This is a genomic window from Pseudomonas vancouverensis (genome assembly GCF_004348895.1).
Classification (GTDB): domain Bacteria; phylum Pseudomonadota; class Gammaproteobacteria; order Pseudomonadales; family Pseudomonadaceae; genus Aquipseudomonas; species Aquipseudomonas vancouverensis.
Window position 1 is genome coordinate 83,117 of sequence record NZ_RRZK01000036.1, and the last position, 26,050, is coordinate 109,166.

29 protein-coding genes are annotated in these 26,050 nt (G+C 60.1%); 16 read left to right on the plus strand and 13 right to left on the minus strand.

Features of this window, described 5'->3' with window-relative positions; all coding sequences use genetic code 11:
• Positions 1 to 79: 79 nt before the first annotated feature.
• Positions 80 to 1,309 carry a winged helix-turn-helix domain-containing protein gene (locus EIY72_RS28020; RefSeq protein ID WP_093224905.1) on the minus strand — a complete coding sequence of 410 codons (1,230 nt, stop codon included), beginning with the start codon at positions 1,307 to 1,309 and terminating at the stop codon, positions 80 to 82.
• 79 nt (positions 1,310 to 1,388) lie between these two features.
• On the minus strand, positions 1,389 to 1,604 hold the full coding sequence (locus EIY72_RS28025) for a DUF1127 domain-containing protein (RefSeq protein ID WP_093224908.1): 216 nt from the start codon (positions 1,602 to 1,604) through the stop codon (positions 1,389 to 1,391).
• 95 nt (positions 1,605 to 1,699) lie between these two features.
• Between EIY72_RS28025 and EIY72_RS28030 the strand changes: the two genes are divergently transcribed.
• Positions 1,700 to 2,554, plus strand: coding sequence for a LysR substrate-binding domain-containing protein (locus tag EIY72_RS28030; protein ID WP_093224911.1), 855 nt, complete (start codon positions 1,700 to 1,702; stop codon positions 2,552 to 2,554).
• Here the strand turns inward: EIY72_RS28030 and EIY72_RS28035 are convergent.
• Entirely contained in the window at positions 2,544 to 3,278 is a 735-nt protein-coding gene (locus EIY72_RS28035; RefSeq protein ID WP_231985503.1) for a sulfite exporter TauE/SafE family protein, read from the minus strand. The genes EIY72_RS28030 and EIY72_RS28035 overlap by 11 nt on opposite strands.
• 126 nt (positions 3,279 to 3,404) lie before the next feature.
• Here EIY72_RS28035 and EIY72_RS28040 point away from each other — a divergent pair, with 126 nt between their 5' ends.
• The 3 genes from EIY72_RS28040 (at position 3,405) to EIY72_RS28050 (ending at position 5,523) form a co-directional block, all read left to right on the plus strand.
• Entirely contained in the window at positions 3,405 to 4,361 is a 957-nt protein-coding gene (locus tag EIY72_RS28040) for a LysR family transcriptional regulator (protein ID WP_093224917.1), read from the plus strand.
• 68 nt (positions 4,362 to 4,429) lie between these two features.
• Complete coding sequence (locus EIY72_RS28045) at positions 4,430 to 4,891, plus strand: MarR family winged helix-turn-helix transcriptional regulator (RefSeq protein ID WP_093224920.1); 462 nt, start codon at positions 4,430 to 4,432, stop codon at positions 4,889 to 4,891.
• A 212-nt stretch (positions 4,892 to 5,103) separates the two neighbouring features.
• Positions 5,104 to 5,523, plus strand: a complete 420-nt coding sequence (locus EIY72_RS28050; protein WP_093224923.1) for an organic hydroperoxide resistance protein — start codon at positions 5,104 to 5,106, stop codon at positions 5,521 to 5,523.
• A gap of 70 nt (positions 5,524 to 5,593) precedes the next feature.
• Here the strand turns inward: EIY72_RS28050 and EIY72_RS28055 are convergent, their stop codons facing one another.
• Together EIY72_RS28055 and earP are read right to left on the minus strand one after the other, a co-directional pair.
• Entirely contained in the window at positions 5,594 to 6,163 is a 570-nt protein-coding gene (locus EIY72_RS28055; protein WP_007955690.1) for an elongation factor P, read from the minus strand.
• A gap of 48 nt (positions 6,164 to 6,211) precedes the next feature.
• Positions 6,212 to 7,354: an elongation factor P maturation arginine rhamnosyltransferase EarP gene (gene earP / locus EIY72_RS28060; RefSeq protein WP_093224925.1), complete on the minus strand. Its 1,143-nt coding sequence runs from the start codon at positions 7,352 to 7,354 to the stop codon at positions 6,212 to 6,214.
• 124 nt (positions 7,355 to 7,478) lie between these two features.
• Between earP and EIY72_RS28065 the strand changes: the two genes are divergently transcribed.
• Complete coding sequence (locus EIY72_RS28065) at positions 7,479 to 7,886, plus strand: hypothetical protein (protein WP_093224928.1); 408 nt, start codon at positions 7,479 to 7,481, stop codon at positions 7,884 to 7,886.
• A 2-nt stretch (positions 7,887 to 7,888) separates the two neighbouring features.
• Positions 7,889 to 8,371 carry a GreA/GreB family elongation factor gene (locus EIY72_RS28070; protein ID WP_093224931.1) on the plus strand — a complete coding sequence of 161 codons (483 nt, stop codon included), beginning with the start codon at positions 7,889 to 7,891 and terminating at the stop codon, positions 8,369 to 8,371.
• 9 nt (positions 8,372 to 8,380) lie between these two features.
• On the opposite strand, the gene cysB is transcribed toward EIY72_RS28070, so the two are convergent.
• The 5 genes from cysB to EIY72_RS28095 form a co-directional block, all read right to left on the minus strand.
• Positions 8,381 to 9,355, minus strand: coding sequence for an HTH-type transcriptional regulator CysB (cysB, locus tag EIY72_RS28075; protein ID WP_093224933.1), 975 nt, complete (start codon positions 9,353 to 9,355; stop codon positions 8,381 to 8,383).
• Between the two features lie 113 nt (positions 9,356 to 9,468).
• Complete coding sequence (locus tag EIY72_RS28080; RefSeq protein ID WP_093224935.1) at positions 9,469 to 9,972, minus strand: universal stress protein; 504 nt, start codon at positions 9,970 to 9,972, stop codon at positions 9,469 to 9,471.
• Positions 9,973 to 10,067: 95 nt separating this feature from the next.
• A complete protein-coding gene (locus EIY72_RS28085; protein WP_093224938.1) occupies positions 10,068 to 10,973 on the minus strand; it encodes a 5'-nucleotidase in 906 nt (301 codons plus the stop codon).
• A 22-nt stretch (positions 10,974 to 10,995) separates the two neighbouring features.
• A complete protein-coding gene (locus tag EIY72_RS28090; RefSeq protein ID WP_093224940.1) occupies positions 10,996 to 11,952 on the minus strand; it encodes a putative 2-dehydropantoate 2-reductase in 957 nt (318 codons plus the stop codon).
• Positions 11,949 to 12,335 carry a thioredoxin family protein gene (locus EIY72_RS28095; protein ID WP_093224943.1) on the minus strand — a complete coding sequence of 129 codons (387 nt, stop codon included), beginning with the start codon at positions 12,333 to 12,335 and terminating at the stop codon, positions 11,949 to 11,951. The genes EIY72_RS28090 and EIY72_RS28095 overlap by 4 nt, the downstream gene beginning before the upstream one ends.
• On the opposite strand from EIY72_RS28095, the gene EIY72_RS28100 reads away from it, so the two are divergent.
• A complete protein-coding gene (locus EIY72_RS28100; RefSeq protein ID WP_093224946.1) occupies positions 12,334 to 12,777 on the plus strand; it encodes a PilZ domain-containing protein in 444 nt (147 codons plus the stop codon). The genes EIY72_RS28095 and EIY72_RS28100 overlap by 2 nt on opposite strands.
• A 187-nt stretch (positions 12,778 to 12,964) precedes the next feature.
• The gene (locus tag EIY72_RS28105) at positions 12,965 to 14,041 is read left to right on the plus strand and encodes a 3-deoxy-7-phosphoheptulonate synthase (protein ID WP_093224948.1); all 1,077 of its coding nucleotides are present in this window, start codon (positions 12,965 to 12,967) and stop codon (positions 14,039 to 14,041) included.
• A gap of 71 nt (positions 14,042 to 14,112) precedes the next feature.
• Here the strand turns inward: EIY72_RS28105 and EIY72_RS28110 are convergent, their stop codons facing one another.
• Positions 14,113 to 14,400, minus strand: coding sequence for a GNAT family N-acetyltransferase (locus tag EIY72_RS28110; protein ID WP_008057026.1), 288 nt, complete (start codon positions 14,398 to 14,400; stop codon positions 14,113 to 14,115).
• Positions 14,401 to 15,026: 626 nt separating this feature from the next.
• On the opposite strand from EIY72_RS28110, the gene oprI reads away from it, so the two are divergent.
• The gene (gene oprI, locus EIY72_RS28115; RefSeq protein ID WP_003199355.1) at positions 15,027 to 15,278 is read left to right on the plus strand and encodes an outer membrane lipoprotei OprI; all 252 of its coding nucleotides are present in this window, start codon (positions 15,027 to 15,029) and stop codon (positions 15,276 to 15,278) included.
• Positions 15,279 to 15,401: 123 nt separating this feature from the next.
• On the opposite strand, the gene EIY72_RS28120 is transcribed toward oprI, so the two are convergent.
• Complete coding sequence (locus EIY72_RS28120) at positions 15,402 to 16,373, minus strand: L,D-transpeptidase family protein (protein WP_093224951.1); 972 nt, start codon at positions 16,371 to 16,373, stop codon at positions 15,402 to 15,404.
• Between the two features lie 373 nt (positions 16,374 to 16,746).
• Positions 16,747 to 17,187, minus strand: coding sequence for a GlcG/HbpS family heme-binding protein (locus EIY72_RS28125; RefSeq protein WP_093224954.1), 441 nt, complete (start codon positions 17,185 to 17,187; stop codon positions 16,747 to 16,749).
• A 268-nt stretch (positions 17,188 to 17,455) separates the two neighbouring features.
• Here EIY72_RS28125 and gcl point away from each other — a divergent pair, with 268 nt between their 5' ends.
• The 7 genes from gcl to EIY72_RS28165 all read left to right on the plus strand — a co-directional run bounded on the left by gcl (position 17,456) and on the right by EIY72_RS28165 (position 26,015).
• Entirely contained in the window at positions 17,456 to 19,231 is a 1,776-nt protein-coding gene (gcl, locus tag EIY72_RS28130) for a glyoxylate carboligase (protein ID WP_093224957.1), read from the plus strand.
• Between the two features lie 173 nt (positions 19,232 to 19,404).
• Entirely contained in the window at positions 19,405 to 20,187 is a 783-nt protein-coding gene (gene hyi, locus EIY72_RS28140) for a hydroxypyruvate isomerase (RefSeq protein ID WP_093224960.1), read from the plus strand.
• Between the two features lie 200 nt (positions 20,188 to 20,387).
• Positions 20,388 to 21,281, plus strand: coding sequence for a 2-hydroxy-3-oxopropionate reductase (locus EIY72_RS28145; protein WP_093224963.1), 894 nt, complete (start codon positions 20,388 to 20,390; stop codon positions 21,279 to 21,281).
• Positions 21,282 to 21,379: 98 nt separating this feature from the next.
• Entirely contained in the window at positions 21,380 to 22,654 is a 1,275-nt protein-coding gene (locus EIY72_RS28150) for a glycerate kinase type-2 family protein (protein ID WP_093224966.1), read from the plus strand.
• Positions 22,651 to 24,066, plus strand: coding sequence for a pyruvate kinase (gene pyk, locus EIY72_RS28155; protein ID WP_093224969.1), 1,416 nt, complete (start codon positions 22,651 to 22,653; stop codon positions 24,064 to 24,066). Before EIY72_RS28150 ends, pyk begins: the two co-directional genes overlap by 4 nt.
• 188 nt (positions 24,067 to 24,254) lie before the next feature.
• Positions 24,255 to 25,169 (plus strand): urea transporter, encoded by a 915-nt coding sequence (locus tag EIY72_RS28160; RefSeq protein ID WP_093224971.1) that lies wholly within the window; start codon positions 24,255 to 24,257, stop codon positions 25,167 to 25,169.
• A 21-nt stretch (positions 25,170 to 25,190) separates the two neighbouring features.
• Entirely contained in the window at positions 25,191 to 26,015 is an 825-nt protein-coding gene (locus tag EIY72_RS28165) for an ion transporter (protein ID WP_093224974.1), read from the plus strand.
• Positions 26,016 to 26,050 lie beyond the last annotated feature (35 nt).

Genomic DNA, 26,050 nt, shown 5'->3' on the forward strand with positions numbered 1-26,050 from the left:
AGCAAGCTCGCTCCCACACTGAATTTTGTGCACGACGCAGAACTCATGTGGGAGCGAGCTTGCTGGCGATGGCGTCAGCTCAGTCTTCGCCAACCTGCAAAAGTGCCACCCGCAACCGCGCCGCACTCGCCCTCGGGCAGTTCAACTGAACCCGCGCCAACCCCAGCCAATCCGCCATCTGCCGCAGATTGATGGCCAGTGCCAGCATCCCCTCCTCATCCAGCCCTGGTTCTTCCTCATGCACGGCATGTACTGCCAACTGACCGGCGGCCCGCTCGGCACGCAAATCAACCCGCGCGGCTATCCGCTCATTGTGCAAAAACGGTAACACGTAATAGCCGTACACCCGTTTGTCCTGCGGCGTGTAGATCTCCAGCCGGTAGCGAAAGTCGAACAGGCGCTCGGTGCGACTGCGCTCCCAGACCAATGAATCGAAGGGTGAGAGCAAGGCACTGGCCAGCACTTTGCGCGGTACTTTGGGATCAGGCAGGCAATAAGCTGGCTGTCGCCAGCCCTGGACTTCGCAGGTAAGCAACTCGCCGGCCTCAACCAGTTCCGCGAGACGCGGACGACTGTCTGTGGGGTTCAGGCGAAAGTAATCCCGCAAGTCCTTTTCCGTGCCGACACCCAATGCGCCGGCCGCATGCAACAGCAGACCCCGTTGAGCCTCAGCTTCCGTCAGTATCGGCTGGGTCAGTATCTCACCCGATATAACCCGCTCCGGCAGATCATAAAGTCGTTCAAATCCGCGCCGCCCGGCCACCGTCACTTCACCAGCGGCAAACAACCATTCCAGCGCATGCTTCTCCGCGCTCCAGTCCCACCACGGGCCGGCCCGCTCCTGCCGCGTAGAAAGACTGCCGGCACCCAGCGCGCCCTGCTCCTCGACCACCGCCAGCACCCGGCGAATGGTGCCTTGCTGCTCTCGACCAAAGCGCGCCAGTTGCTGGTAGATGTCTTCGCCCCGTTGTGCGCGCTGCATGCGCCAGCGCATCAGCGGATACATCGACAATGGCAGCAGCGAGGCTTCATGCCCCCAATACTCGAACAACGTGCGCTTGCGGCCCTGGCTCCAGGCAGCCTGGTCGAGCAAATCGGGAGCGTAATTGCCGAGGCGGGAAAACAGCGGAAGGTAGTGCGAACGCACCAGAGCATTGACCGAATCGATCTGCAGCAGCCCCAGTCGATCAATCAGGCGATTGAGCTGAACGGCTTTGATCGTCGCTGGCGGCTGACGCCCGTTGAATCCTTGGGCAGCCAGCGCCAGACGCCGAGCCTGTTTGAGGGTAAAGGACACTGTTGCGGGCATGAGCGTCTCCTTGTCTGCTCGCAACCTACCTCACCGGTAAGGGGTTTGTGTAGCGTGGTATTGATCATTTATCTATGGGTCATTTGTGCATCGGGTCGTTCCAGAACGGCTTGATCGACTCGTGCTCCACGTCCGCGCGGCTCATGCCGATGTCCTTGAGCGCTTCATCACTCAAGCTCGCCAGCAATTCACGCTCACGGTGCAGTTCGTACCAGCGACCGACTTTGTGCAGCAGATCGGAAATCATGTGCACCGAGTGTTTTTCTGCGCCTTGAAACTCATGTTGACCTTTCATCTTGTTGCCCTCCGTTTGGATAGCTCCAGTCTCGCGCCGGGACTAAGATCAATCCAACGAATGTTTCTGATGTCACATATCTCGGAGATTGATGCATGTCGGCCTACCCGAGTATCGATACCGATGTCCTGCGCACCTTTGTCGCTATCGCTGACCAAGGTGGCTTCACCCGCGCCGGTGAACTGGTCAACCGCACCCAGTCGGCGGTGAGCATGCAGATGAAACGTCTGGAAGAGGATGTGCTGCAGCGCCAGCTGTTTCAACGTGATGGGCGGCAAGTCAGGCTGACCGCCGAAGGGCAGGTGTTGCTGGGCTATGCACGGCGCATCCTCAAACTGCACAGCGAAGTGTTCAACACCCTGCGCGAGCCGGACATGGTCGGCATGGTGCGCATCGGCACGCCGGACGACTATGTGATGCGATTCCTTCCGGGGATTCTGCGGCGCTTTGCCCAGACGTATCCGCTGATCCAGATCGAAGTGCACTGTGAATCATCCAAACAACTGTTGATGCGCCAGGACCTGGACCTCTCGATCGTCACCCGTGAACCCGGTAGCGAAATCGGTCAATTGCTGCGCAAGGAGCGTTTCGTCTGGGCCGAAGCGCAATGCTACAGCGCCCACGAGCAGTCGCCCCTGCCGCTGGCGATGTTCAACAGTGACTGTTTCTGCCGTATGTGGGCGTGCAATGCACTGGATGCCCAGGGCCGTGATTATCGCGTGGCGTACAACAGCGACAGCCTGTCGGCGATCATGGCGGTGGTCAGTGCCGGCCTTGCGGTCACTGCGCAACTGGAAAGCCTGATCACCGCGGATATGCGCATCCTGGGTGCTGCGGAGGATTTGCCGGTATTGCCCGAGGCCAGCATCATGCTCGTGCGCAACCTGCACAACCCTTCGCCGATCACCGAGTGCCTGGCCGAGCACATTGTCGAAGGCTTCAAACTTTAAACGCGAGCATCACCGCGCAGCACACCAGAAATCCGCAAAACAGCCCGCGCAGCAGGCGCTCCGGCAGCGCGTGGGCGACTTTCACGCCCCAACTGATGCTCATCAGGCCACCAAGCGCCAAAGGAACACCGATCACCCAGTCGACTTGATGGTGCGCGGCATAAGTCACCAGGGTCACGCCGGTACTGGGCAGTGCCAGCGCCAGCGAGAGCCCTTGCGCAACCACCTGGCTGGTACCGAACAGGCTGGTCAGCACCGGTGTCGCCACCACGGCCCCGCCCACGCCAAACAATCCGCCCATGGTGCCGGATGCGGCGCCCAGTACACCGAGCCAAGGCCAGGAGTAATTCATCTGCGACCCCGCAGGAGCGCTGGCAGCAAACATCCGCAGCAGGTTGTAGGCAGACAGCGCGACCAGAAACGCGACAAATCCGATACGCATGGTTTGCGCATCGATGCCCACGGCCCAAATCGAGCCAATCCAGGCAAAACAGAAGCCCATGGAAGCCAGCGGCAACGCGTGACGCAGTTCGATGCGGTTGCGCTGATGGTAACGCCACAGCGCCAGCATCACGTTCGGCACCACCATGACCAGCGCCGTGCCTTGGGCGATCTGCTGATCGAGACCGAACAGCACACCCAGCAACGGGATCGCTATCAGACCACCGCCAATGCCGAACAGCCCGCCAAGGGTGCCCAAGGCTGCGCCAAATACCAGGTACATCAGGAACTCAATCACAGGTCGTTTTCCCACTCGTGTCTGGCTTTCATCCTACGCAGTTGCGTCTGGCGCGGAAACGCACAGCCACGCACAATGGCTGTGCCAATCTTGCATAAGCAGACACTCGCCATGAATCCCGATCAACTCACCGATCAACTGGGCCTGTTCCTCGATGTGCTGGAAACCGGCAGCTTTTCCGCCACGTCACGCCGTCACCCGCTGACGCCCTCGGCCGTGGCACGCCGGATCGACAGCCTGGAAAACGCAGTGGGCAGTCAATTGTTCCTGCGCAGCACCCATGCCGTCCGCGCGACGCCCGCCGGGCTGGCATTTGCCGAACGGGCGCGACGGATCGTCGCCGAACTGCGCCTGGCCCGGGCCGAAGCGGTATCGCTGAGCAGTGCACCGGAAGGCCTGATTCGGGTCGATGCGCCCGCCGCGTTCGGGCGACGCCATCTGGCGCCGGTCATTGCCGACTTCCTGATGCTGTATCCGGGTCTCGACGTTCAATTGCATTTGATCGACAGCTTCGTCGACATGCAGGGTTTGAACCTCGGCAAGGTCGATCTGGTACTGCGTGCCGGCCAATTGGCAGACACACGCCTGGTGGCGACACCATTGGCCAGTATGGTACGCATCGCTTGCGCCAGCCCCGGCTACTTGCAGCGTCGCGGAGTACCGACGGATCCAGCGCAACTGAGTGAGCATGACGGTCTCGATTGGGATGGCCTGGCCCCGCCCTTCGCCTGGCGCTTCGAGCGGGACGGACTGATGCACCTGCATCGTCCCGCACGTATCCGCATGAGCGCCAACAATGCCGAAGCGCTGGCCTGCGGGGCGCTGGCCGGGCTGGGTATCGCCCATCTACCGACCTGGCTGGCCAGCGAATACCTGTTGCGCGGCGAACTGTTGCCGCTGTTCTGTGACGACGGACTGCCAGCCCCGGAAAGTGCCGGCATCTACGCCTTGCGCCTGGAACAGCAACCCAACTCGCGCAGTCGCTTGCTGCTGGAATACCTGAAAACCCGCTTCAGCCCTGTTCCGCCCTGGGATCTGGAGCTGCAAGCCAGGCTGAACCGGCACTAGGTCAGATTTATCTGGCGCATTAAAGATTCGCCCGCTAGATTCCAAGGATCACTGATCAAGGCTTCGACATGACCACCGAGCACAACACCCCAGACACTTGCGACCATCTGCTGCTGGACAATCAGGTGTGCTTTGCCCTGCACTCCACCTCACTGATGATGACCAAGGTCTACAAGCCCTTGCTGCAAGCACTGGGGCTGACCTACCCGCAGTATCTGGCGATGATGGTGCTGTGGGAACGGGACGGTCTGACCGTAGGCGAAATCAGCACACGCCTGCTGACCGATCCCGGCTCGTTGACGCCGTTGCTCAAGCGCCTGGAAGCCGAAGGCCTGCTCAGCCGGACCCGCAGCCGCGAAGATGAACGCGTGGTCATCGTCGAGCTCACCGAACAGGGCCGTGCCTTGCGTGACAAGGCCCGGGGCATTCCCCAATGCATTCTGGCCGCGAGTGGGTCGACCGTGGAACGCCTGCAGAAACTGCAAAGGGAACTGCAAGACCTGCGCGCGCACCTGCAAGACAGCCTCTAATCCTCAGTTCACTCCGAAAGCTGTCGGAGTGAACTCGCTCCCACGCTTGTTGTGATTAACCCCTAGCGTAATTAACCGTTCGTCCGTTCAGCCCGCTAGCTTCAAAAATTTATCTTGCGCGCAAAATAACATCGAGCTACATTTATTTCGCACTTACTTAGCGCGCAAACATTTAGCGCAAATAAAACCACTCCCAGAACGAGGCGTACACCATGCAAACTCTCTATACCGCAGTAGCAACGTCCACCGGTGGCCGTGACGGTCGTGCGGTTTCCAGCGACAACGTCCTCGACGTCAAACTCGCCACCCCGAAAGAACTTGGCGGTGCCGGTGGTGCAGCCACCAACCCGGAACAACTGTTCGCCGCCGGCTATTCGGCCTGCTTTATCGGCGCACTGAAATTCGTTGCCAGCCAGACCAAGCGCAGCATCCCCGGCGACGCCTCGATCACCGCCCATGTTGGTATCGGTCAGATCCCCGGCGGTTTCGGTCTGGACATCGACCTGCACATCAGCCTGCCAGGCCTTGAACAAGCCGATGCCCAGGCGCTGGTCGAAGCGGCACACCAGGTCTGCCCGTACTCCAACGCCACTCGCGGCAATGTTGATGTGCGTCTGCATGTAACTGTTTAACAACAGTCTTTCTTGCAGGCACAAAAAAGCCCGACTCAATGGTCGGGCTTTTTCATTCCTCAAGCAGTGCTTATTTGGCACGGCCTTTGTAGGAACCGCCTTCGCGGGTATCGATCTCGATCATGTCGCCGATTTCGATGAAGTCAGCAACCGACAGCTCGGTACCGTTCTTCAGTTTGGCAGGCTTCATCACCTTGCCGGAAGTGTCGCCGCGAGCGGAACCTTCGGTGTAGTCAACCTGACGCACGATGGTGGTCGGCAGCTCTACGGAAACCAGACGGCCTTCGAAGAATACGGCTTCGCAAACGTCGGTCATGCCTTCTTCCACGAATGGCAGAACGCTTTCGATGTCTTCGGCGTTCAGCTCGTACATGGTGTAGTCGGTGGTGTCCATGAACGTGTAGGAGTCACCGCTGATGAAGGACAGGGTCGCTTCTTTGCGGTCCAGGATCACGTCGTCCAGCTTGTCGTCCGCACCGTATACGGTTTCGGTCTTGTAGCCGGTCAGCAGGTTCTTCAGCTTGGTCTTCATGATCGCGCTGTTACGGCCCGACTTGGTGAATTCAGCTTTCTGAACCAGCCAAGGATCGTTGTCGATACGGATCACGGTACCGGGTTTGAGTTCTTTACCAGTTTTCATTGCGAATATCCGAATTTGGATGGGATTTACAAAAATCTAGGCCGCGTATCATATCCAATTTCCATAAAACTGTACCAGCGCCGTGGCAAGATCGGCCTGCAAGGCCTGTTCCAGACACCATGCCTGCGCGTGTTTTTCCAGCTCTGGCCAGTGTTTACGGGTCATTTGCCAGTGGTCGGCCATTTCTCCACCCACATTCCATGCCCGCCACAGACCGCTGATCGCTTCGCTCGCGGGCGCAGACAAGCCTTTCGTGTAGAGGGTGAGGAAGGCTTCGAGCTTGTCCAGGTGAATGTCTTCTTCCTGCTGATAGATATGCCACAGCATTGGCCGAGCGGCCCATTGCGCGCGCACGAAGGAATCCTCGCCGCGTACGGCGTTGAAGTCGCAACTCCACAGCAAACGGTCGTACTGCTCTTGCTGGATGAACGGCAGCACTTGCACGGTCAAGCCATCGCGCACATGCACGGCGCCCGCGGCCAGCCCTTGCACACCAAGCCAGCGTTCGACATCACCGAGAACCCGCCCTTCCGGCACCAGCAGATGCGTCGGCGTCCTATCGCTCGCCATCGCGCCCAACCAACTGGCCAGCCCGGTGTTTTCATAGGCAAACAGTGAGATCAATTGTGCGCCCGGTGCTGGATCAACCCCCAGTTCTTGCAGAAACGCTCGCCGGGCCTCGGGGTCTTGTTGAAACTGCCGACGCTGTTCAAGCAGTCCGTGCTCACGCAACAACCCGCCGGTGCCCTGTTGAAAGCCGGGAAAGAAAAAGTATTTCTGTACGTGCCGGTACTTCACCGAAGGCAAACCGTGACAGCCAATGACCCAGTCTTCGGCACTGAGGTAGTCGAGGTTCATCCACAGCGGTGGAACTGGCCGCTCGGCCATGGCGTCCATGTAGGCGGCAGGCAACTGGCAGGCGAAGGCAGCGATCACCACATCGGCGGCTTCTGCCGGTTGCCATTGAGCGGGCCACTGACGGACTTCGACGCCCTGCTGCCGCTGCCCTGCAGCGTGTATATCGATGGCTGGACACAGACGCTCGAAGGCGCGCAAATCATCCACCCACAAACGTACCGCCAAGTCGTGCTCGGCAACCAGCTGGCGGGCCAGGCGCCAGGTCACGCCGATGTCGCCGAAGTTGTCGACCACGGTGCAGAAAATGTCCCAGCGGGTTTTCGTTTCAGGCATTACAGGCTCCCGTTGGCAAAGGCGCCGATTGTCCGCATAAATTACCCCGCGCAGAAGGGCCGACGGCGATTATTCTTCATGCGACAATCGCCACTCGCCCGCGACTCTTCGCCAGGAGGCCACCATGCCCTACCGCCCCACCCCGCGTCGCCACTTGCCCATTCGACTGAACGCCTTGCAACTGACCGGCAGTATCGCCCTCGGCATGTGGCTGGGATTCATAGCCATTGCACTGACCTGCTGGCTTGCCTCCCGACTGTTCAGCCAGCAACTGGCGCCAGTGACGGCCGCGGTCGAACAATTGGCCAAGCCACCCGTGGTCGTGCAGCCAGTGCCGGACATTCCGCCGCAGAGCCCCCTGTTCCAGCAGTATGAAGAAAACCTGCGCAAGAACGAGCAACAGCAACGACTCGATCAAGCGCGCAGCAGCACCCGCAATCAGGCCAACCCCAATTGCCAGTTCTGGCTGCAGCAAGACCAGACCGCACCGAGCGAGAAAAGCCGCGATAACGTTTTGAGATTCTGCGACTGACCATGAACAAGCACAGTGTCCACCAACTGATTCTCGACAAGCTGCGCATCGACCTCGACATTGCCGAGCGCGCCGCGCAGACCGCCTACGAAACCGCGACCCACGAAGAAAACATCGCCGAGAACAAATACGACACCCTCGGACTGGAGGCGTCTTACCTGGCAGCCGGGCAAGCGAAACGGGTCGAGGAAATTCGCCAGTCCCTGGCGCTTTGCCAGAACCTGGCACTGCGCCCATACGACGAGCAACGCGGTATCGAAGTGGGCGCACTGCTCGGCCTGGAGGACGAACGGGGTCGCGAACAGTGGCTGTTCCTGGCCCCTGACGCCGCCGGGCTGAAAGTCGATCTGGTAGGGCAACTGATCACCGTCATCACCCCGCGCTCACCCCTGGGCAAAAGCCTGCTGGGCAAGTTCGAGGGCGACGAGGTGGAGATTCTGGTGGCGGGCACTCGGCAACAGTTTGCTGTCACCGAGGTGGTCTAAGCAGGTCGCTTAATGGACAGGCAGTTCGACACCGTCGAACAGTTCTTCCAGTTCCTGCTTGTTGTGGCAGGCAATGGCCTTGGCCATGACTTCGCGGGTCAGGTGCGGGGCGAATTTCTCGATGAAGTCGCACATGAAGCCACGCAGGAAGGTGCCACGGCGGAAACCGATCTTGGTCACGCTGGACTCGAACAGTTCGCTGGCATCGAGCACCACCAGGTCATTGTCGAGCTTGGTGTCGACCGCCATCTTCGCCACGATGCCAACGCCCAGGCCCAGGCGCACATAGGTCTTGATCACGTCGGCGTCGGCGGCGGTGAACACCACTTTCGGCGTCAGGCCACGATGGCTGAAGGCTTCGTCGAGCTTGGAACGGCCGGTGAAACCGAACACGTAGGTCACGATCGGGTATTCGGCCAGCGCTTCGAGGGTCAGTTTCGGCAGTTTGGTCAGTGGATGGCCTTGAGGCACCACCACGCAACGGTTCCAGCGATAGCACGGCATCATCACCAGGTCGCCGAACAACTCGAGCGCTTCGGTGGCGATGGCAAAATCCACGGTGCCGTCAGCGGCCATTTCGGCGATCTGCATCGGCGAGCCCTGGTGCATGTGCAGGGCCACGTCAGGGTATTGCTTGATGAAATTGCTGATTACCGGCGGCAGCGCATAACGCGCCTGGGTGTGGGTGGTGGCGATCGACAGGGTGCCCTTCTTCTCATTGGAGAATTCCTGGGCAATCTGCTTGATGCTTTCGACCTTGCGCAGAATCTCACCGGCGGTGGTGATGATGCGCTCGCCGGCCGGCGTGACGCGGGTCAGGTGCTTGCCGCTGCGGGCAAACACTTCAACACCCAGTTCGTCTTCGAGCAGGCGGATCTGTTTGCTGATACCCGGCTGAGAGGTGTAAAGGCTTTGGGCTGTAGCGGAAACGTTGAGGTCGTGGTGCGCCACTTCCCAGATGTAGCGCAATTGTTGAAGCTTCATATGTATCCCTCAAAGCAGGTAGACGCCACGGGCATCAGCGACGATATATAACTATATTAATGGCTTGAAGAATAAATCTAGAACTTTTTTATCAAACTGCCACTATTCGTGCTCTACCGATCCCCCTGACGACGACGTTGCACCAGCGGCACCAGGTAAACCGGCACCTTGGACAGTTGCAGCACGCGCGCGGCGGTTCGCCCCAACGGTGTATCCGCCCCCGCACCGTGGCTGTGACTACCTACGATCAACAAATCCACGGAGAGTTTCTGCGCCTGCTCCAGAATCACCTGCGACGGATCGCCCTGCAGCACGCGCACGGCCTGAATCCGCGCCAGATCATGCTCACCCTCTTCCCCCAGTTCCTCACGAAAACTGTCCAGCACCCGCTGCTCGATGTTGGCAATCACGGTGCTCAAACCCTGGCTGTGGAATTCGTTCAGGGCCTGCTCATCGAGATAACTTTGCAACACCGATTCGGCGAACAACCCCATGGGTTCAACCGCGTGCACCACATACAAGTTGGCATTGAACGTCCGCGCCAGCTCCAGGGCATGCTGCATCACCACGGGGGCGTACAGGCCGAGGTCAGTGGCATACAGCATCGAACGAATCATATGACCTCCTCGCGTGCCAACATGGCGGAGATTTGATTCAGCTTAGCAGTGCCTTGGCGACTGCGGCGTCCGACGCAACGCATTGAACGGCGGGCTTAAACTTGAGGCTCGTTGCTGATGCCGTGGGGGACGTGGCCGGTGGCGACGACTTCGCGCGCGAGCTCGCAGTGACCGGCCTGATCGTCGAAAAAGACATCCGCCGCGAATGCTTCGAGGAATGCCGATTTGGTCAGGCCACCGAGGAACAGCGACTCGTCCAGGCGGATGTCCCATTCGCGCAAGGTGCGGATAACCCGCTCATGGGCCGGTGCCGAGCGCGCCGTCACCAGCGCAGTGCGGATTGGGCATGCTTCGTCGGGAAACTCACGTTGCAGCAGATTGAGCGCGGCGAGAAAGCCCTTGAACGGCCCGCCGCGCAACGGTTCGCGAGCCGCTTCACGCTCGCTGGCCTGAAACGCCGCCAGGCCTCCGGACTGGTAGATTCGCTCGGACTCGTCGGAAAACAACACCGCATCACCGTCAAAGGCGATGCGCAACTCATCACTGGCGGCACGACTGGCGCCGCCCGACAGAATGGTCGCGGCGGCGAATCCGGCATCCAGTGCATTGCGCACATCTTCGGCGTGGGTCGAAAGAAACAGGTCGCAGCCAAAGGCCTTGAGATACGGATAGGGACTGCGCCCCCCGACAAAGGCCGCTCGGGAAATCGCCAGGCCATAGTGATCGATGGAGTTGAACACCCGCAGACCGGTATCGGCGCTGTTGCGCGATACCAGGATCACCTCGACCCGGGCGCGGCCGAGGCTGGCATTAAGGCTCAGGAGTTTCTGCACCAACGGGAACGCATCGCCGGGCTCGAGGATCTCGTCTTCGTGTTCGATCTGATATTGCCGATAAGCTTCGACGCCACTGGACAGATACACCTTGTGGCTCTCACTCAGGTCGAACAGCGCCCGCGAAGAAATCGCCAGCACCAACTTGTCATCGATTACCTTTGGCATGCTTTCCCCCTGGCCGATCGACTCAGGTATTGCGTCGATCAATAAAACTCAAACTGCGATACAGCGCCTCGATGCGAGGCAGTTCACATCCCGCCGCCTTGGCCGCGGCCAGGGGCTTGCCGTAAATGGCGTCAAGCTCCAACGGGCGCTTGTGCAGGTAATCGTGGTACATGCTCGGCCAGTAGTCGGGCATTTTTTCCGTGACCATGAACAGATGCTCGGCATAACCGGCCGGCACATCATGACCGCAGGCAATGGCACCCTGGACCACTTCGGCCATCAACGCCTTGATCAGTTCGCGGCTGTCGGCATTGGCCATCAGTGGCGTCGTGCTTGCCCCCAGCAATACGGACAAACCGTTGTAAGGGATATTCCAGACCAGTTTCTGCCAACGCGCCTGGTGCAGATTGGCCATGGCCTGGGAGTCGATCCCGGCGGCGCGGAACAGACTCACGCCCTCCTCGACGATCACTTTGCTTGCCGCCTCATCGGCTGCCGAACCACTGTGATAGCCCACATGCACCGCCCCCAGTGCCTGATGAGTAATCACCCCCGGCCCTTCGCGGTGCACACAGATATAGCAAAGACCACCGAGCACATGCAGCGAATCGGGGAGCAGCTCGCGCAGGCTGTCTTCTACATCCAAACCATTCTGCAACAGCAGCACCTTGGCCCCTGGAGCCGCCGCGGCAAGGATCGCCGGAGCCAGATCGGCATTACTGGTGGTCTTGGCGCCCACCAGCAACCAGTCGCACGGTGGCATGTCTGCAGCGTTCGAATAGGCCTGAACCGGATTCAGCGTCATTGCGCCAAAAGGCGCGCTATCAACCTGCAAGCCGTGCTCGGCCACTGCTGAAAACTCGCTGCGCAGCAGAAAGTGCACGTCAAAACCGGCTCGCGCCAGCATCACCCCGTAGAACCCGCCGATGGCGCCGGTTCCGATAATGCCGATTGTCGGCCTGGCAATTGTCCCCATCATGGCAACTCCTCTGCTATTCGACTCAGCGCCTGGCCCACGGCTGCATTCAGCTCGCGGGCGCTCAGGCGCGAATTCACTGCCCCGAAGAACTCACCGTCGCGCACTACAAACAGCGCCGGCAAATGAAAAACCGAGTAACGCTCGACCAGTCCGCCGTTGTTTCCGGCATCGATCCAGCACAGTCGATCGACGGCCAGCTCAAGCCTCGGCAACTGCTCGCGGGCAAACCGGCAACTGGCGCAGCCGACACTGGTGAAAATCACCAGCGACACACCGCTCATCGCCAGCAGCCGTTGGTCGGCGTCGAAATCGGTCAGTTCCAATTCGACCACTATACTGGGGGAAACAATGTCAGATGGCCGACACATGGAGTCTGTGTTCATGGGACGTTTTCTTCCTCACCCTGACGATGTGCCCGTTGAATTAACCCTGCTCAAACCCGAGTGCATCTCGCGGCAACAGCTGCACACTATCAGCCTGGGGGGCATGGCTTGCAATTATCACCGTGCCTGGCGCCACGGTACTGCATTGGAAGTGCGCATGCCGACGCTCAACCCCGACATGCGCTACCTGGGCTACGTGGCCTGGTGCCTGCGGCGCAAGCGCGGCTACCTGGTGGGCATCGCCTTCGTTGACGAACAGACGCTGTTCAGCGCCCGCATGGGCGAGCAGGTGTGCCAGATCGAACGTTACTGCCGACTGCATGACGCCCACGACGATTTGCAGGAGGTCCAGGCGCTGGCCCTTGAATGGCTGCAGGAACATGCCGAGGAATTTTCCAACGAATCGGTGCGCAAGGCGTTTGCGCAACCGGTGCTGGAATAGACGCGTTGTTGATCGGTTTGCCCCTCATGGCAGGGAAACTGACTGCAAAAGCCCTTCAAACCGGTGTCTGCCCATTGTCGAGCCACGGTGTAACGCGCTAAGGTTCGGCTCCCCGACGCGCTTAATTTGCTGTGCTCCGCCGCGCGGGTTCGCTGGCGGCCGGCACCCGTGACCTGACGAGTAAACGATGGCTGATTTACCGATCAACGACCTAAACGTCGCCTCCAACGAGACTCTGATCACTCCTGATCAGCTCAAGCGCGATATTCCCCTGAGCGATGCTGCACTGCGCACCGTCACCAAGGGCCGCGAAGTCATTCGCAATATTCTCGATGGCACTGACCATCGCCTGTTCGTCGTCATCGGGCCGTGCTCGATCCACGACATCAAGGCTGCCCACGAATACGCCGATCGCCTCAAGGCGCTCGCGGCGGAAGTGTCCGATACCCTGTATCTGGTCATGCGCGTGTATTTCGAAAAACCACGCACCACCGTTGGCTGGAAAGGCTTGATCAACGACCCGTACCTGGACGACTCGTTCAAGATCCAGGATGGCTTGCACATCGGTCGCCAGTTGCTGCTGGACCTGGCAGAAAAAGGCTTGCCGACCGCCACCGAAGCCCTCGACCCGATCTCCCCGCAGTATCTGCAGGACCTGATCAGTTGGTCGGCCATTGGCGCGCGTACCACTGAATCCCAGACTCACCGTGAAATGGCTTCCGGCCTGTCCTCGGCCGTCGGCTTCAAGAACGGCACCGACGGCGGCCTGACCGTGGCGATCAACGCCCTGCAATCGGTTTCCAGCCCGCACCGCTTCCTCGGTATCAACCAGGAAGGTGGCGTGTCGATCGTCACCACCAAGGGCAATGCCTACGGCCACGTGGTCCTGCGCGGCGGCAATGGCAAGCCGAACTACGATTCGGTCAGCGTCGCACTCTGCGAGCAGGCGCTGAACAAGGCGAAGATCAAACCGAACATCATGGTCGATTGCAGCCATGCCAACTCCAACAAGGACCCGGCCCTGCAACCGCTGGTGATGGAAAACGTCGCCAACCAGATTCTCGAAGGCAACAAGTCGATCATCGGCCTGATGGTTGAAAGCCACTTGAACTGGGGCTGCCAGGCCATTCCGAAAGACCTCGCCGACCTGCAATACGGCGTGTCGATCACCGATGCCTGCATCGACTGGGCTGCCACTGAAAACACCTTGCGCAGCATGCACGCCAAGCTCAAGGACGTACTGCCCAATCGCGATCGCAGCTGATCGCCTTTGCAGCACACACAAAAACGCCGGGTTAAACCCGGCGTTTTTTTATGCATTCGTTTTGTGGCAGGTCACTGACTCAGCTTGGCCGCATGCCGCTGGTGACGCTCCATGTAGCGCTCGACATAGGAGCACGACGGAATAACGGTGTAGCCCATCTCTTCGGCGTACTCCAGGGCCTTCTCGGTCAGTGCAGCGGCAATGCCGCGACCCCGCAGGGCATTGGGCACGAAGGTGCGATAAATATCCAGGGTCTGCTTTCCCAGGTCCATATAGGTCAGATAGGCACGATGACCGTCCACATTGGTCTCGAACTGATGACCAGCCTGGTCATGGTGGATGGACAACGCCTCGCTCATCATTACTCCTCGCGGGTCTGGATTTCTAACCCTACCTTACCGATGTTTTCCCGGCGAAGGAACATCTACGCCACCCCGTGCCTGAATGGACACCGAGAAGAACCGCAGCGATCTCGTGCTACCGAGCACGTACAAATAGTAGGCACCAATGGTGCAAATGCTCAAGATGCACTCGTCATCATGCCGCTGGCGGGGCTGTATCGGGTCACGTCGGGGACGCTCACCCAGGTGCGAAAGCCTGAACATTGCCGGATGTTGAGACTTAAGACGAACGCCGGTAGTTAAAGTCACCTGAAGAGGGAGAAAGATATGAGAAGCGTCGCGCAAAATCCGAACAAAAGTGTAGACGAATCCATATAGGCGGACTTTAGCCAAGACCGAAAAAAAGAGCGTTGAGAATGAGGAACTTTTCCCGGACGGCTCGCTCAGGCTCGGGCCTCCCAGCTGAACATTTTTTAAACAACGCAGTTAAAAGTTGCTCGAAAAAGAATCAACGCCTACAATTTTTTTTGCTTCTTGCTACACGTCAGTTTTACTTACTACAAGTAATGGGTAGTATGTACGCCGGCTATTTCCTCAATCGGAGGAGAAAGCCACTTAATAGAAAGTCCTTGAAGGGGAACACGATGAACAACGTTCTGAAATTCTCTGCTCTGGCTCTGGCCGCAGTTCTGGCTACCGGTTGCAGCAGCGCATCGAAAGAAACCGAAGCACGTCTGACCGCTACTGAAGACGCAGCTGCTCGCTCCCAGGCTCGTGCAGACGAAGCTTACCGTAAAGCTGATGAAGCTCTGGCTGCTGCTCAAAAAGCACAACAGACTGCTGACGAAGCTAACGAGCGTGCTCTGCGCATGCTGGACAAAGCTAGCCGCAAGTAATAATCCTTCGGGATTGTTATCAAGCCGACCCATTTTTGGGTCGGCTTTTTTATTGCCCGGCGATTTGTCCAGGCCATAAAAAACCCGCCGACGCGGCCTGCGTCGGCGGGTTTCAGGCAAGCATTACTGCTGCAGGTCGATCGGTGTGCTCGACACCATCGGCGCCGTCGTACTCGGCACGGCAATCTCTACCGGCAAGCCGTCTTCGGCAGCGACTACATCCCGCACCACATCCCAGTTCATGCGCAGGTTGTTGGTGATGTCTTCACGCTTGAGCATCGCGTTGATCACCGCCGTGTGCTTGTCGACCACGGACGGGTTGCCCTTGTCGTCCAGCGGCGTGTGCGCCTCCAGGTAAACCTTGCCGCCACTCATGCCGAACTTGTACGGATCGTTGATGATGCGCACCGACGTACCGACCGGCACCATGCCGGCCATTTCCAGCACGTTGTTGTTGAACATGCGGAAGCAACCGTGGCTGGTGCGCATGCCGATACCGAATTTCTTGTTCGAACCGTGAATCAGGTAGCCCGGAGTGCCCAGACTGAATTTGAACGGCCCCAGGGGGTTGTCAGGGCCTGCCGGCACGACGTTTGGCAGCGGATCACCGTCAGCGGCGTGCTCGGCCTTGATCGACGCTGGAGGCGTCCAGGTCGGGTTCGGCGTCTTCGCGGTGATGGTGGTGTGGGCAATGGGCGAACCCCAGCCTTCACGGCCGATACCCAACGGGAACGTGTACACCACGTTCTTGCCTTTCGGGTAGTAGTAGAGACGGTACTCGGCCAGGTTGATCACGATGCCTTCACGGGGGCCCGGCGGCAGGATGAAGCGGGTCGGCAGGATGATTTCGGTGCCGGCGCCAGGCAACCAGGCATCGACGCCCGGGTTGGCGGCGACCATTTCGGTGTAGCCCAGGTCGTAGGCGGTGCCCAGATCGGCGAAGGTATCTTCGTACTTGGCCTTGATCACCTGGACCTGGCCGATGATGTCTTCACCCGGTGGGGGCAGGGGAAACTCCAACGCCGCAGCGGGACCGGCCACAAACAGGGCGGCAAGAGTCAGGCAGCGGGTGACGGCAGGAAAGCGCGGCAACATCCGGAAAATCCTTCGCATGATCAACAGAGATATAAGAAAGCGATTGTACACCGCTGTCTGTTATTTCGGGGAGATCACCCGATTGCAGGCGATGCAAGGTGATTCAGCGGGCTTCTGCAGCCCATTGCGAGTGCCTGGCAGAGGACATGTTTTTTTCTAGGTGAATCTATCCGTTGCTGCGGTAACGACCGCCTGGAGTTCCACTCTTACAAAGGGGGGCGGTTCATCAGTGATGAAAACTGATCGGCCGGCTGTCCGCCTCCACGGGCAAGCCCGCTCCACAGGGATTGCGATGTACACAGCGTTTGTGTCCATCGATGATCCCCTGTAGCAGCGGGCCTGTTCGCGAAGGCGTCAGATCAGGCGATGACGATCAAGCCGCCACTCCCGCATCCGCCACCAACCCCAGCGCCTCGATCGCGTTGATCGCACACTGCTCGTCAACATCCGACAGATCGCCGCTGATCCCCACCGCTCCCAGCATATGCCCATCCTTGTCACGAATCAGCACACCCCCTGGTGCCGGCACCACGCTGCCCTGACCGAGGCTGTTCAAGGCGGCGATAAACGCCGGGCGTTGCTGCGCATCCAGCGCCAGCAGGCGTGAGCCCTTGCCCAGGGCGATGGCGCCCCAGGCCTTGCCGATGGCGACCTGCGGGCGCAGCAGGCTGGCGCCGTCTTCGCGTTGCAGGGTGATCAGGTGCCCGCCGGCATCCAGTACCGCGATGGTCAGCGGCGCAGCCGAAATGGCTCGCCCTGCGTTGATGGCCTCGTTGACCAGGTTGACTGCGACTTTCAAGGTTAAAGCGCTCATGGTGCCGTCCTCATTTTGTTTTTCGGAAAGCCGTTGGGCTGCGCCGAAGTGCCGCAGCCCGATGCAACAAATAGAACACAATAGATTATTTATTTGTATACAATAATTCTCGAAAAGCGCCGCATGCGACGAAAAGCCACAGTGAATCGGGCTTACGACGAATGAAACAAGCGCTTGAGAAAATGGATTGACCTGCGCCGTCCGCCGTGAATACACTCTGCGCAAAGCCACTTGTATACAATTACAAAACGTAAAGAGGCACAAAACCATGAGCAAAATGAGAGCAATCGAAGCCGCCGTTCTGGTGATGCGCCGTGAAGGGGTTGATACCGCTTTTGGCATTCCGGGTGCTGCGATCAACCCGCTGTACTCCGCCCTGCAAAAGGTCGGTGGCATCGATCACGTCCTCGCTCGCCACGTTGAAGGCGCCTCGCACATGGCCGAGGGCTACACCCGCACCAAGGCCGGCAACATCGGCGTGTGCATCGGTACTTCCGGCCCTGCCGGTACCGACATGGTCACCGGGCTCTACAGCGCCTCGGCCGACTCGATTCCAATCCTCTGCATTACTGGCCAGGCACCCCGCGCCCGTATGCACAAGGAAGACTTCCAGGCGGTCGACATCACCAGCATCGTCAAGCCAGTCACCAAGTGGGCGACCACTGTTCTGGAGCCGGGCCAGGTGCCCTACGCGTTCCAGAAAGCCTTCTACGAAATGCGCTCCGGCCGCCCAGGCCCGGTGCTGATCGACCTGCCGTTCGACGTGCAGATGGCTGAAATCGAATTCGACATCGACGCCTACCAGCCACTGCCGCTGGCCAAGCCGAGCGCAACCCGCGTTCAAGTCGAGAAAGCCCTGGCCTTGCTCGATCAGGCCGAGCGTCCATTGCTGGTAGCCGGTGGCGGCATCATCAATGCCGACGCCAGTGAGCTGCTGGTGGAGTTCGCCGAGCTGACCGGCATCCCGGTCATCCCGACCCTGATGGGCTGGGGCACCATTCCCGACGATCACCCGCTGATGGTCGGCATGGTTGGCTTGCAGACTTCGCACCGTTACGGCAACGCCACCCTGTTGAAGTCCGACGTGGTACTGGGCATCGGTAACCGCTGGGCCAACCGTCACACCGGTTCGGTCGATGTATACACCGAAGGCCGCAAGTTCATTCACGTCGACATCGAAGGCACGCAGATCGGCCGCGTGTTCACCCCGGACCTGGGCATCGTTTCCGACGCCGCAGCCGCGCTGACCGTGTTCATCGAAGTCGCCCGTGAATGGCAAGCCGCCGGCAAGCTGAAGAACCGCAGCGCCTGGCTGCAGGATTGCCAGCAGCGCAAGGCCAGCCTGCAGCGCAAGACCCACTTCGACAACGTGCCGGTCAAGCCGCAGCGCGTCTATGAAGAGATGAACCAGGTGTTCGGCAAGGACACCTGCTACGTCAGCACCATCGGTCTGTCGCAGATTGCCGGCGCGCAGTTCCTGCACGTCTACAAGCCGCGTCACTGGATCAACTGCGGTCAGGCCGGTCCATTGGGCTGGACCATTCCGGCGGCGCTGGGTGTGGTCAAGGCCGATCCGAACCGCAAGGTTGTCGCGCTGTCGGGCGACTATGACTTCCAGTTCATGATCGAAGAGCTGGCGGTGGGCGCGCAGTTCAAGCTGCCGTACATCCACGTGGTGGTGAACAACTCGTACCTGGGTCTGATCCGTCAGGCACAGCGCGGTTTCGACATGGACTACTGTGTTCAGCTGTCATTCGATAACCTGAACGCACCGGAACTCAACGGTTACGGTGTCGACCATATCGCTGTCGCCGAAGGCCTGGGCTGCAAGGCGCTGCGTGTGTTCGAACCGTCCGAAATCCAGCCTGCCCTGCGCAAGGCTCAGGAAATGATCGAAGAGTTCAAGGTGCCGGTGATCGTCGAGATCATCCTGGAGCGCGTGACCAACATTTCCATGGGTACCGAGATCAACGCCGTCAACGAATTCGAAGACCTGGCGCTGGTCGGCAACGATGCACCGACGGCGATTTCGTTGCTTGATTAAATAGCTGCTCGCTCCCTTCGTGGCAGCGGGCTTGTGTGGCGAGGAGCTTGCTCCCGCTCGGCTGCGAAGCAGTCGCAAAGGATTTGGGGCCGCTTCGCGTCCCAACGGGAGCAAGCTCCCTCGCCACACAGGTACGCTCCAACCAGGGGACTACACATATTTGGGAGACCACCATGCCGCGTTTCGCAGCCAACCTGTCCATGCTATTCACCGAACAGGACTTCCTTGCCCGTTTCGACGCCGCTGCCAAAGCCGGTTTCAGTGGTGTCGAATACCTGTTCCCGTACGACTTCAGCTCCGCCGAAATCAAGGCCAAGCTGGATGCCAACGGTCTGACCCAAGTGCTGTTCAACCTGCCGGCCGGTGACTGGGCCAAGGGCGAGCGCGGTATCGCCTGCCTGCCGGACCGTGTTGAAGAATTCCGCGCCGGCGTCGACCTGGCCATCGCCTACGCGCAAGTGCTGGGCAACACCCAGGTCAACTGCCTGGCCGGTATTCGTCCGCAAGGCGTTGATGATGCCACCGTGGAAAAGACCTTCGTCGCCAACCTCAAGTACGCGGCCGACAAGTTGCAGGCGGCGGGCATCAAACTGGTGATGGAAGCGATCAACACCCGCGACATCCCGGGCTTCTACCTGAACAACACCGCTCAGGCCCTGTCGGTTCGCGAGCAGGTCGGCAGCGCCAACCTGTTCTTGCAATACGACATCTATCACATGCAAATCATGGAAGGCGATCTGGCCCGCACCCTGCAATCGCACCTGGCCGAGATCAACCACGTACAGCTCGCGGACAACCCGGGGCGCAACGAACCAGGTACCGGTGAAATCAACTACCGCTTCCTGTTCGAACACCTGGACCGCATCGGTTACCAGGGTTGGGTCGGCTGTGAATACAAGCCGCTGACCACCACTGAAGCAGGCCTGGGCTGGCTGAAGACCCATAACGCAAATTAAGAACACTGCAAAACCCTTGTGGCGAGGGAGCTTGCTCCCGCTCGGCTGCGAAGCAGCCGTAAACACTGCAAATCGAGTTTTCCTGAAACACCGCGGTGGATTGACTTGGGGGTGCTTCGCCCCCCAGCGGGAGCAAGCTCCCTCGCCACAAAAGGTGTCAGGCACATTATTTGGCAAGACAAAAACAAGAGGATTTTCTCATGGCTAAAATCGGATTTATCGGCACCGGCATCATGGGCCACCCAATGGCTTCGAACCTGCAGAAAGCCGGTCACAGCCTGTTCCTGTCGGCACACCACGACGCCGCTCCTGCCGACCTAGTGGCTGCTGGCGCTGTTGCCCTGGCCAACCCGCGTGAAGTCGCCCAGGAAGCCGAATTCATTATCGTCATGGTGCCCGATACCCCGCAGGTTGAAGACGTACTGTTCCGTGCCGATGGCATCGCCGCTGGCGTGAGCAAAGGCAAAGTGGTCATCGACATGAGCTCGATTTCGCCGACCGCCACCAAAGCCTTCGCCGCGAAGATCAACGAAAAAGGCGCGCAATACCTCGACGCCCCGGTATCCGGCGGCGAAGTCGGCGCCAAGGCCGCGACCCTGAGCATCATGGTCGGTGGCGACTCCGATGCCTTCGAACGCGCTCTGCCACTGTTCCAGGCCATGGGCAAGAACATCACCCTGGTCGGTGGCAACGGCGACGGTCAGACCGCGAAAGTGGCCAACCAGATCATCGTCGCCCTGAACATTCAGGCGGTGGCGGAAGCCCTGTTGTTCGCCTCGAAAAACGGTGCCGATCCAGCCAAGGTCCGTGAAGCGCTGATGGGTGGTTTCGCCTCCTCGAAGATCCTCGAAGTGCACGGCGAGCGCATGATCAAGGGCACCTTCGATCCGGGCTTCCGCATCAGCCTGCACCAGAAGGACCTGAACCTGGCCCTGCAAGGCGCCAAGGAACTGAACATCAACCTGCCGAACACCGCCAACGCGCAACAGGTGTTCAGCACCTGCGCAGCCATCGGCGGCAGCAACTGGGACCACTCGGCGTTGATCAAGGGTCTGGAACACATGGCCAACTTCTCGATTCGCGACAAGAAGTAAGCCCTGCCCGTCCTGCATCAAACCTGTGGGAGCCAGCCTGCCAGCTCCCACAGGAACCCGAGTTGCTCTTCCAATAACAAGAATTCCGGGAGCCCGCCATGTCGGTCGATCCGCAACAACTGCTGCGCGAGCTGTTTGCCACAGCCATCGACGCGGCGCATCCAAACCAAGTCCTCGAAGCCCATTTGCCCGCTGACCGCAGCGGTCGCGTGATCGTCATCGGCGCTGGCAAAGCCGCAGCGGCCATGGCCCAGGTGGTTGAACGCTGCTGGAAAGGTGAAGTCTCTGGCCTGGTGGTGACCCGTTATGGTCACGGCGCACCCTGCGAAAAAATCGAAGTGGTCGAGGCCGCACACCCAGTCCCTGACGCCGCCGGCCAGGCCGTTGCCAAGCGCGTATTCGAGCTGGTCAGCGACCTGACTGAAAACGACCGAGTGATCTTCCTGCTCTCCGGTGGCGGCTCTGCCCTGCTGGCACTGCCGGCCGAGGGCATCACCCTGGCTGACAAGCAGTCGATCAACAAAGCCCTGCTCAAGTCCGGCGCGTCCATCGGCGAGATGAACTGCGTGCGCAAGCACCTCTCGGCGATCAAGGGCGGGCGTCTGGGCAAGGCCTGCTGGCCGGCCACCGTCTACACCTATGCGATTTCCGATGTGCCGGGCGACCTTGCCACGGTCATCGCTTCAGGCCCGACCGTCGCCGACCCGAGCACCTCGGCCGAAGCCCTGGCGATCCTCAAGCGCTACGCCATTGATGTGCCGGCTTCGGTACGCACCTGGCTGCAAAGCCCGGAATCGGAAACGGTCAAACCCGGCGACCCATGCCTGGCGCGCAGCCATTTCCAGCTGATCGCCCGCCCGCAGCAATCCCTCGAAGCTGCGGCGGTCAAATGCCGTCAGGCCGGTTTCAGCCCGTTGATCCTCGGCGACCTCGAAGGCGAATCCCGCGAAGTGGCGAAAGTCCACGCCGGTATCGCCCGACAAATCGTCTTGCATGGCCAGCCACTGGCAGCGCCTTGCGTGATTCTCTCGGGCGGCGAGACCACCGTGACCGTACGCGGCAATGGCCGTGGCGGTCGCAACGCCGAGTTCCTGCTGAGCCTGACCGACAGCCTCAAAGGCCTGCCCGGCGTCTATGCCCTGGCCGGTGATACCGACGGCATCGACGGTTCCGAAGACAACGCCGGCGCAATCATGACCCCGGACAGCTACGCCCGTGCAGCCGAACTGGGCCTGAGCGCCAGCGACGAGCTGGACAACAACAATGGCTACGGCTATTTCGCCGCGCTCGATGCGCTGATCGTCACCGAGCCGACCCGCACCAACGTCAACGACTTCCGCGCCATTCTGATCCTTGAGACTCCAAAGCCATGACACCCGATAAAAAGGTCAAAATTCTCGCCACCCTCGGGCCGGCGACCGATGGCATCGATGACATCCGCGAGCTGGTGCAGGCCGGGGTCAATATCTTTCGCCTGAACTTCAGCCACGGTGACCACGCCGACCACGCCCAGCGCTATCAGTGGATTCGTGAAGTCGAGCGGCAGTTGAATTATCCGCTGGGCATCCTGATGGACCTGCAGGGCCCGAAACTGCGGGTCGGCAAGTTCGCCGAAGGCAAGGTGCATTTGGTGCGCGGTCAGGCCTTGCGTCTGGATCTGGATGCAACGCCAGGCGACGAGCGACGGGTGAATCTGCCGCACCCGGAAATCATCGCCGCCCTGGAACCGGGCATGGACCTGTTGCTGGACGACGGCAAGCTGCGCCTGCGCGTGGTCACCAAGTACGCTGACGCGATCGACACCACGGTGCTCAACGGTGGCGAATTGTCCGACCGCAAAGGCGTGAACGTTCCGCAAGCGGTGCTCGACCTGAGCCCGTTGACCGCCAAGGACCGCCGCGACCTGAGTTTCGGTCTGGAGTTGGGTGTGGACTGGGTGGCATTGTCGTTCGTGCAACGCCCGGACGATATCCGCGAAGCGCGCACGCTGATCGGTGACAAAGCCTTCCTGATGGCCAAGATCGAAAAGCCCTCGGCGGTTGAACAACTGCGCGAAATCGCCGAACTGAGTGACGCGATCATGGTTGCCCGTGGCGACCTCGGCGTGGAAGTGCCCGCCGAAAGCGTGCCGCAGATCCAGAAGAACATCATCAGCACCTGCCGCCAGCTCGGCAAACCCGTGGTGGTCGCCACACAGATGCTGGAGTCGATGCGCTTCTCACCGGCCCCGACCCGCGCCGAGGTAACCGATGTGGCCAACGCCGTGGCCGAAGGTGCGGACGCGGTGATGCTGTCGGCGGAAACCGCCTCCGGCGAATACCCGCTCGAAGCCGTGCAGATGATGAGCAAGATCATCCGCCAGGTGGAAAACGGCCCGGACTACCAGACGCAACTCGACGTCAGCCGGCCGAAAGCCGAGGCGACCGTGTCCGATGCGATCAGCTGTGCCATTCGTCGCATCAGCAACGTGCTGCCGGTGGCGGTTTTGGTCAATTACAGCGAGTCGGGCGCTTCCAGCCTGCGCGCGGCACGGGAGCGGCCGACGGTGCCGATCCTCAATTTGACGCCGAACCTGCAGGCTGCGCGCCGTCTGACGGTGGCCTGGGGGATACACTCGGTGGTCAACGATCGCCTGCGCCAGGTCGACGAAGTGTGCTCGACGGCGCTGGAGATTGCCCAGGCTCAAGGAATGGCTCAACGGGGCGACACATTATTGATCACCGCCGGTGTGCCGTTTGGGCAACCTGGGTCGACTAACTCTTTGCGTATCGAGACGTTGATCTAAAGAACTACCCCTGTGGCGAGGGAGCTTGCTCCCGCTCGACTGCGCAGCAGTCGCCGCTTCGACATGACGGGTTCCACAAAGAAACCGCATTCAGCGATTTTGGGGTTGCTTTGCAACCCAGCGGGAGCAAGCTCCCTCGCCACAAAGTTTGTGCAACACCTTTGAATTTCCACTGCCCAGATTTCAAAATGCCCGCCAACCACTTCAACACCCACTGCCCAGATTGGGCCGAAGCATTGCTCAACGGCTTCAGCCAGATTTTCCTCCAGCGCAATCCGCTGTGCGGCCTGCTGTGTCTTTGCGCCATCCTGTTTACTGCCCCCGCGTTGCTGGGCGGCGCATTGCTCGGCGGGGTCGCCGGTCTGCTCACCGCGCAACGGCGCAACTACGCCAAGGCCGATCGTCAGGCCGGGCTCTATAGCTACAACGGTGTATTGCTCGGTTTGCTGCTGAGCCTGTATTTCCCCTGGTCAGCGATGATGCCGCTGCTGATACTCGCCGCCGGCGGCCTCAGTGCGATGATCACCCAGCAATGGCTCAAACGCGCCCGCCTCAGCCAGTTCCTGCCTGCCTACACCGCGCCCTTCGTGCTGCTGAGCTGGATTCTGCTGTGCTTCGCCACGCCCTCTACCGAGGCCCATCAAATCGAAGTCAGCGCATTGAACATGCTGCTGGCGCCGTTCAAGGGCATCGGCCAGGTGATGTTCCTCGGCCACCCGTTGGCCGGTGCGATGATTGCCGCCGGCTTGCTGATCGCGGATCGTCGTGCCTTTGCCTGGGCGCTGCTGGCGTCTGTGGCGGGCATGGGCTGGAGTCTGCTGAACGATGACGCCTACACCGCGCTGCTCGGTTTGGGTGGCTACAACGCCGTGCTCGCCGCCCTCGCCTTCAGCTCGCAGCGCCAGACACCCTGGTTGCCGCTACCGGGTATCGTCTTCGCATTGCTGCTCACGCCGATCTTTGCCGCGGTCGGTATACCGACCCTGACGGCCCCCTTCATCCTCGCCTGCTGGCTGATCCGTCCGGCGGTTCAACTGTTCGGCAAGACGACTGTTGAGACTGCGCCTTGCGCTCCCGGGGAGAATCAACCTAGGCTGCGCTGATTTGCGGCCAGGGCGATTTTAATGAACAGCAACGACACGTGGCGTAATCGCCTGTACGTGATCATTTTCCAGACCGACACCGTCGCCGGGCGGCGCTTTGATAGCACCTTGCTGCTGATCATCCTCGCCAGCCTCGTGGTGGTGATTCTCGACAGCATCGATGATGTCCACCGCAACTACGCCGATCTGCTCGCGTACATCGAGTGGGGCTTCACGGTGATCTTCCTCGGCGAATACATACTGCGCCTGTACTGCTCGCCCAAGCCCTTGCGCTACGCGTTCAGTTTCTACGGGCTGGTGGATTTGCTGGCGATCGTGCCCGGCATCCTCGCCCTGTATTACAGCGACGCCCAGTACCTGCTGATCATCCGGGTCATCCGGATGCTGCGCATCTTCCGCGTGCTCAAGCTCGGCCCTTACCTCAAGCAGGCGCATTACCTGCTCGATGCCCTGCGCGGCAGCAAGCAGAAGATCCTCGTGTTCCTGCTCAGCGTGTGCACCCTGGTGACGGTGTTCGGCACCCTGATGTACGTGGTCGAAGGCCCGGAACATGGCTTCACCAGCATTCCCAAGGGCATCTATTGGGCCATCGTCACCCTGACCACTGTGGGTTACGGCGACATCGTGCCGAGGACCGCGCTGGGCCAGGTGATTTCGTCGATGGTGATGATCACCGGTTATTCGATCATCGCCGTGCCCACCGGGATTTTCACCGCCGAACTGGCCACAGCCATGCGCGGCAGCCAGCTGCATCACGACTGCCCGGTCTGCGCGAAAAACAACCATGAGCCGCAAGCCTCGTTCTGCTCCCGTTGCGGCAATGCGTTGTTCAAAAAACAGGAATAAGCACAGAGCTTTTTAATCTTTAAACGACTATGCGA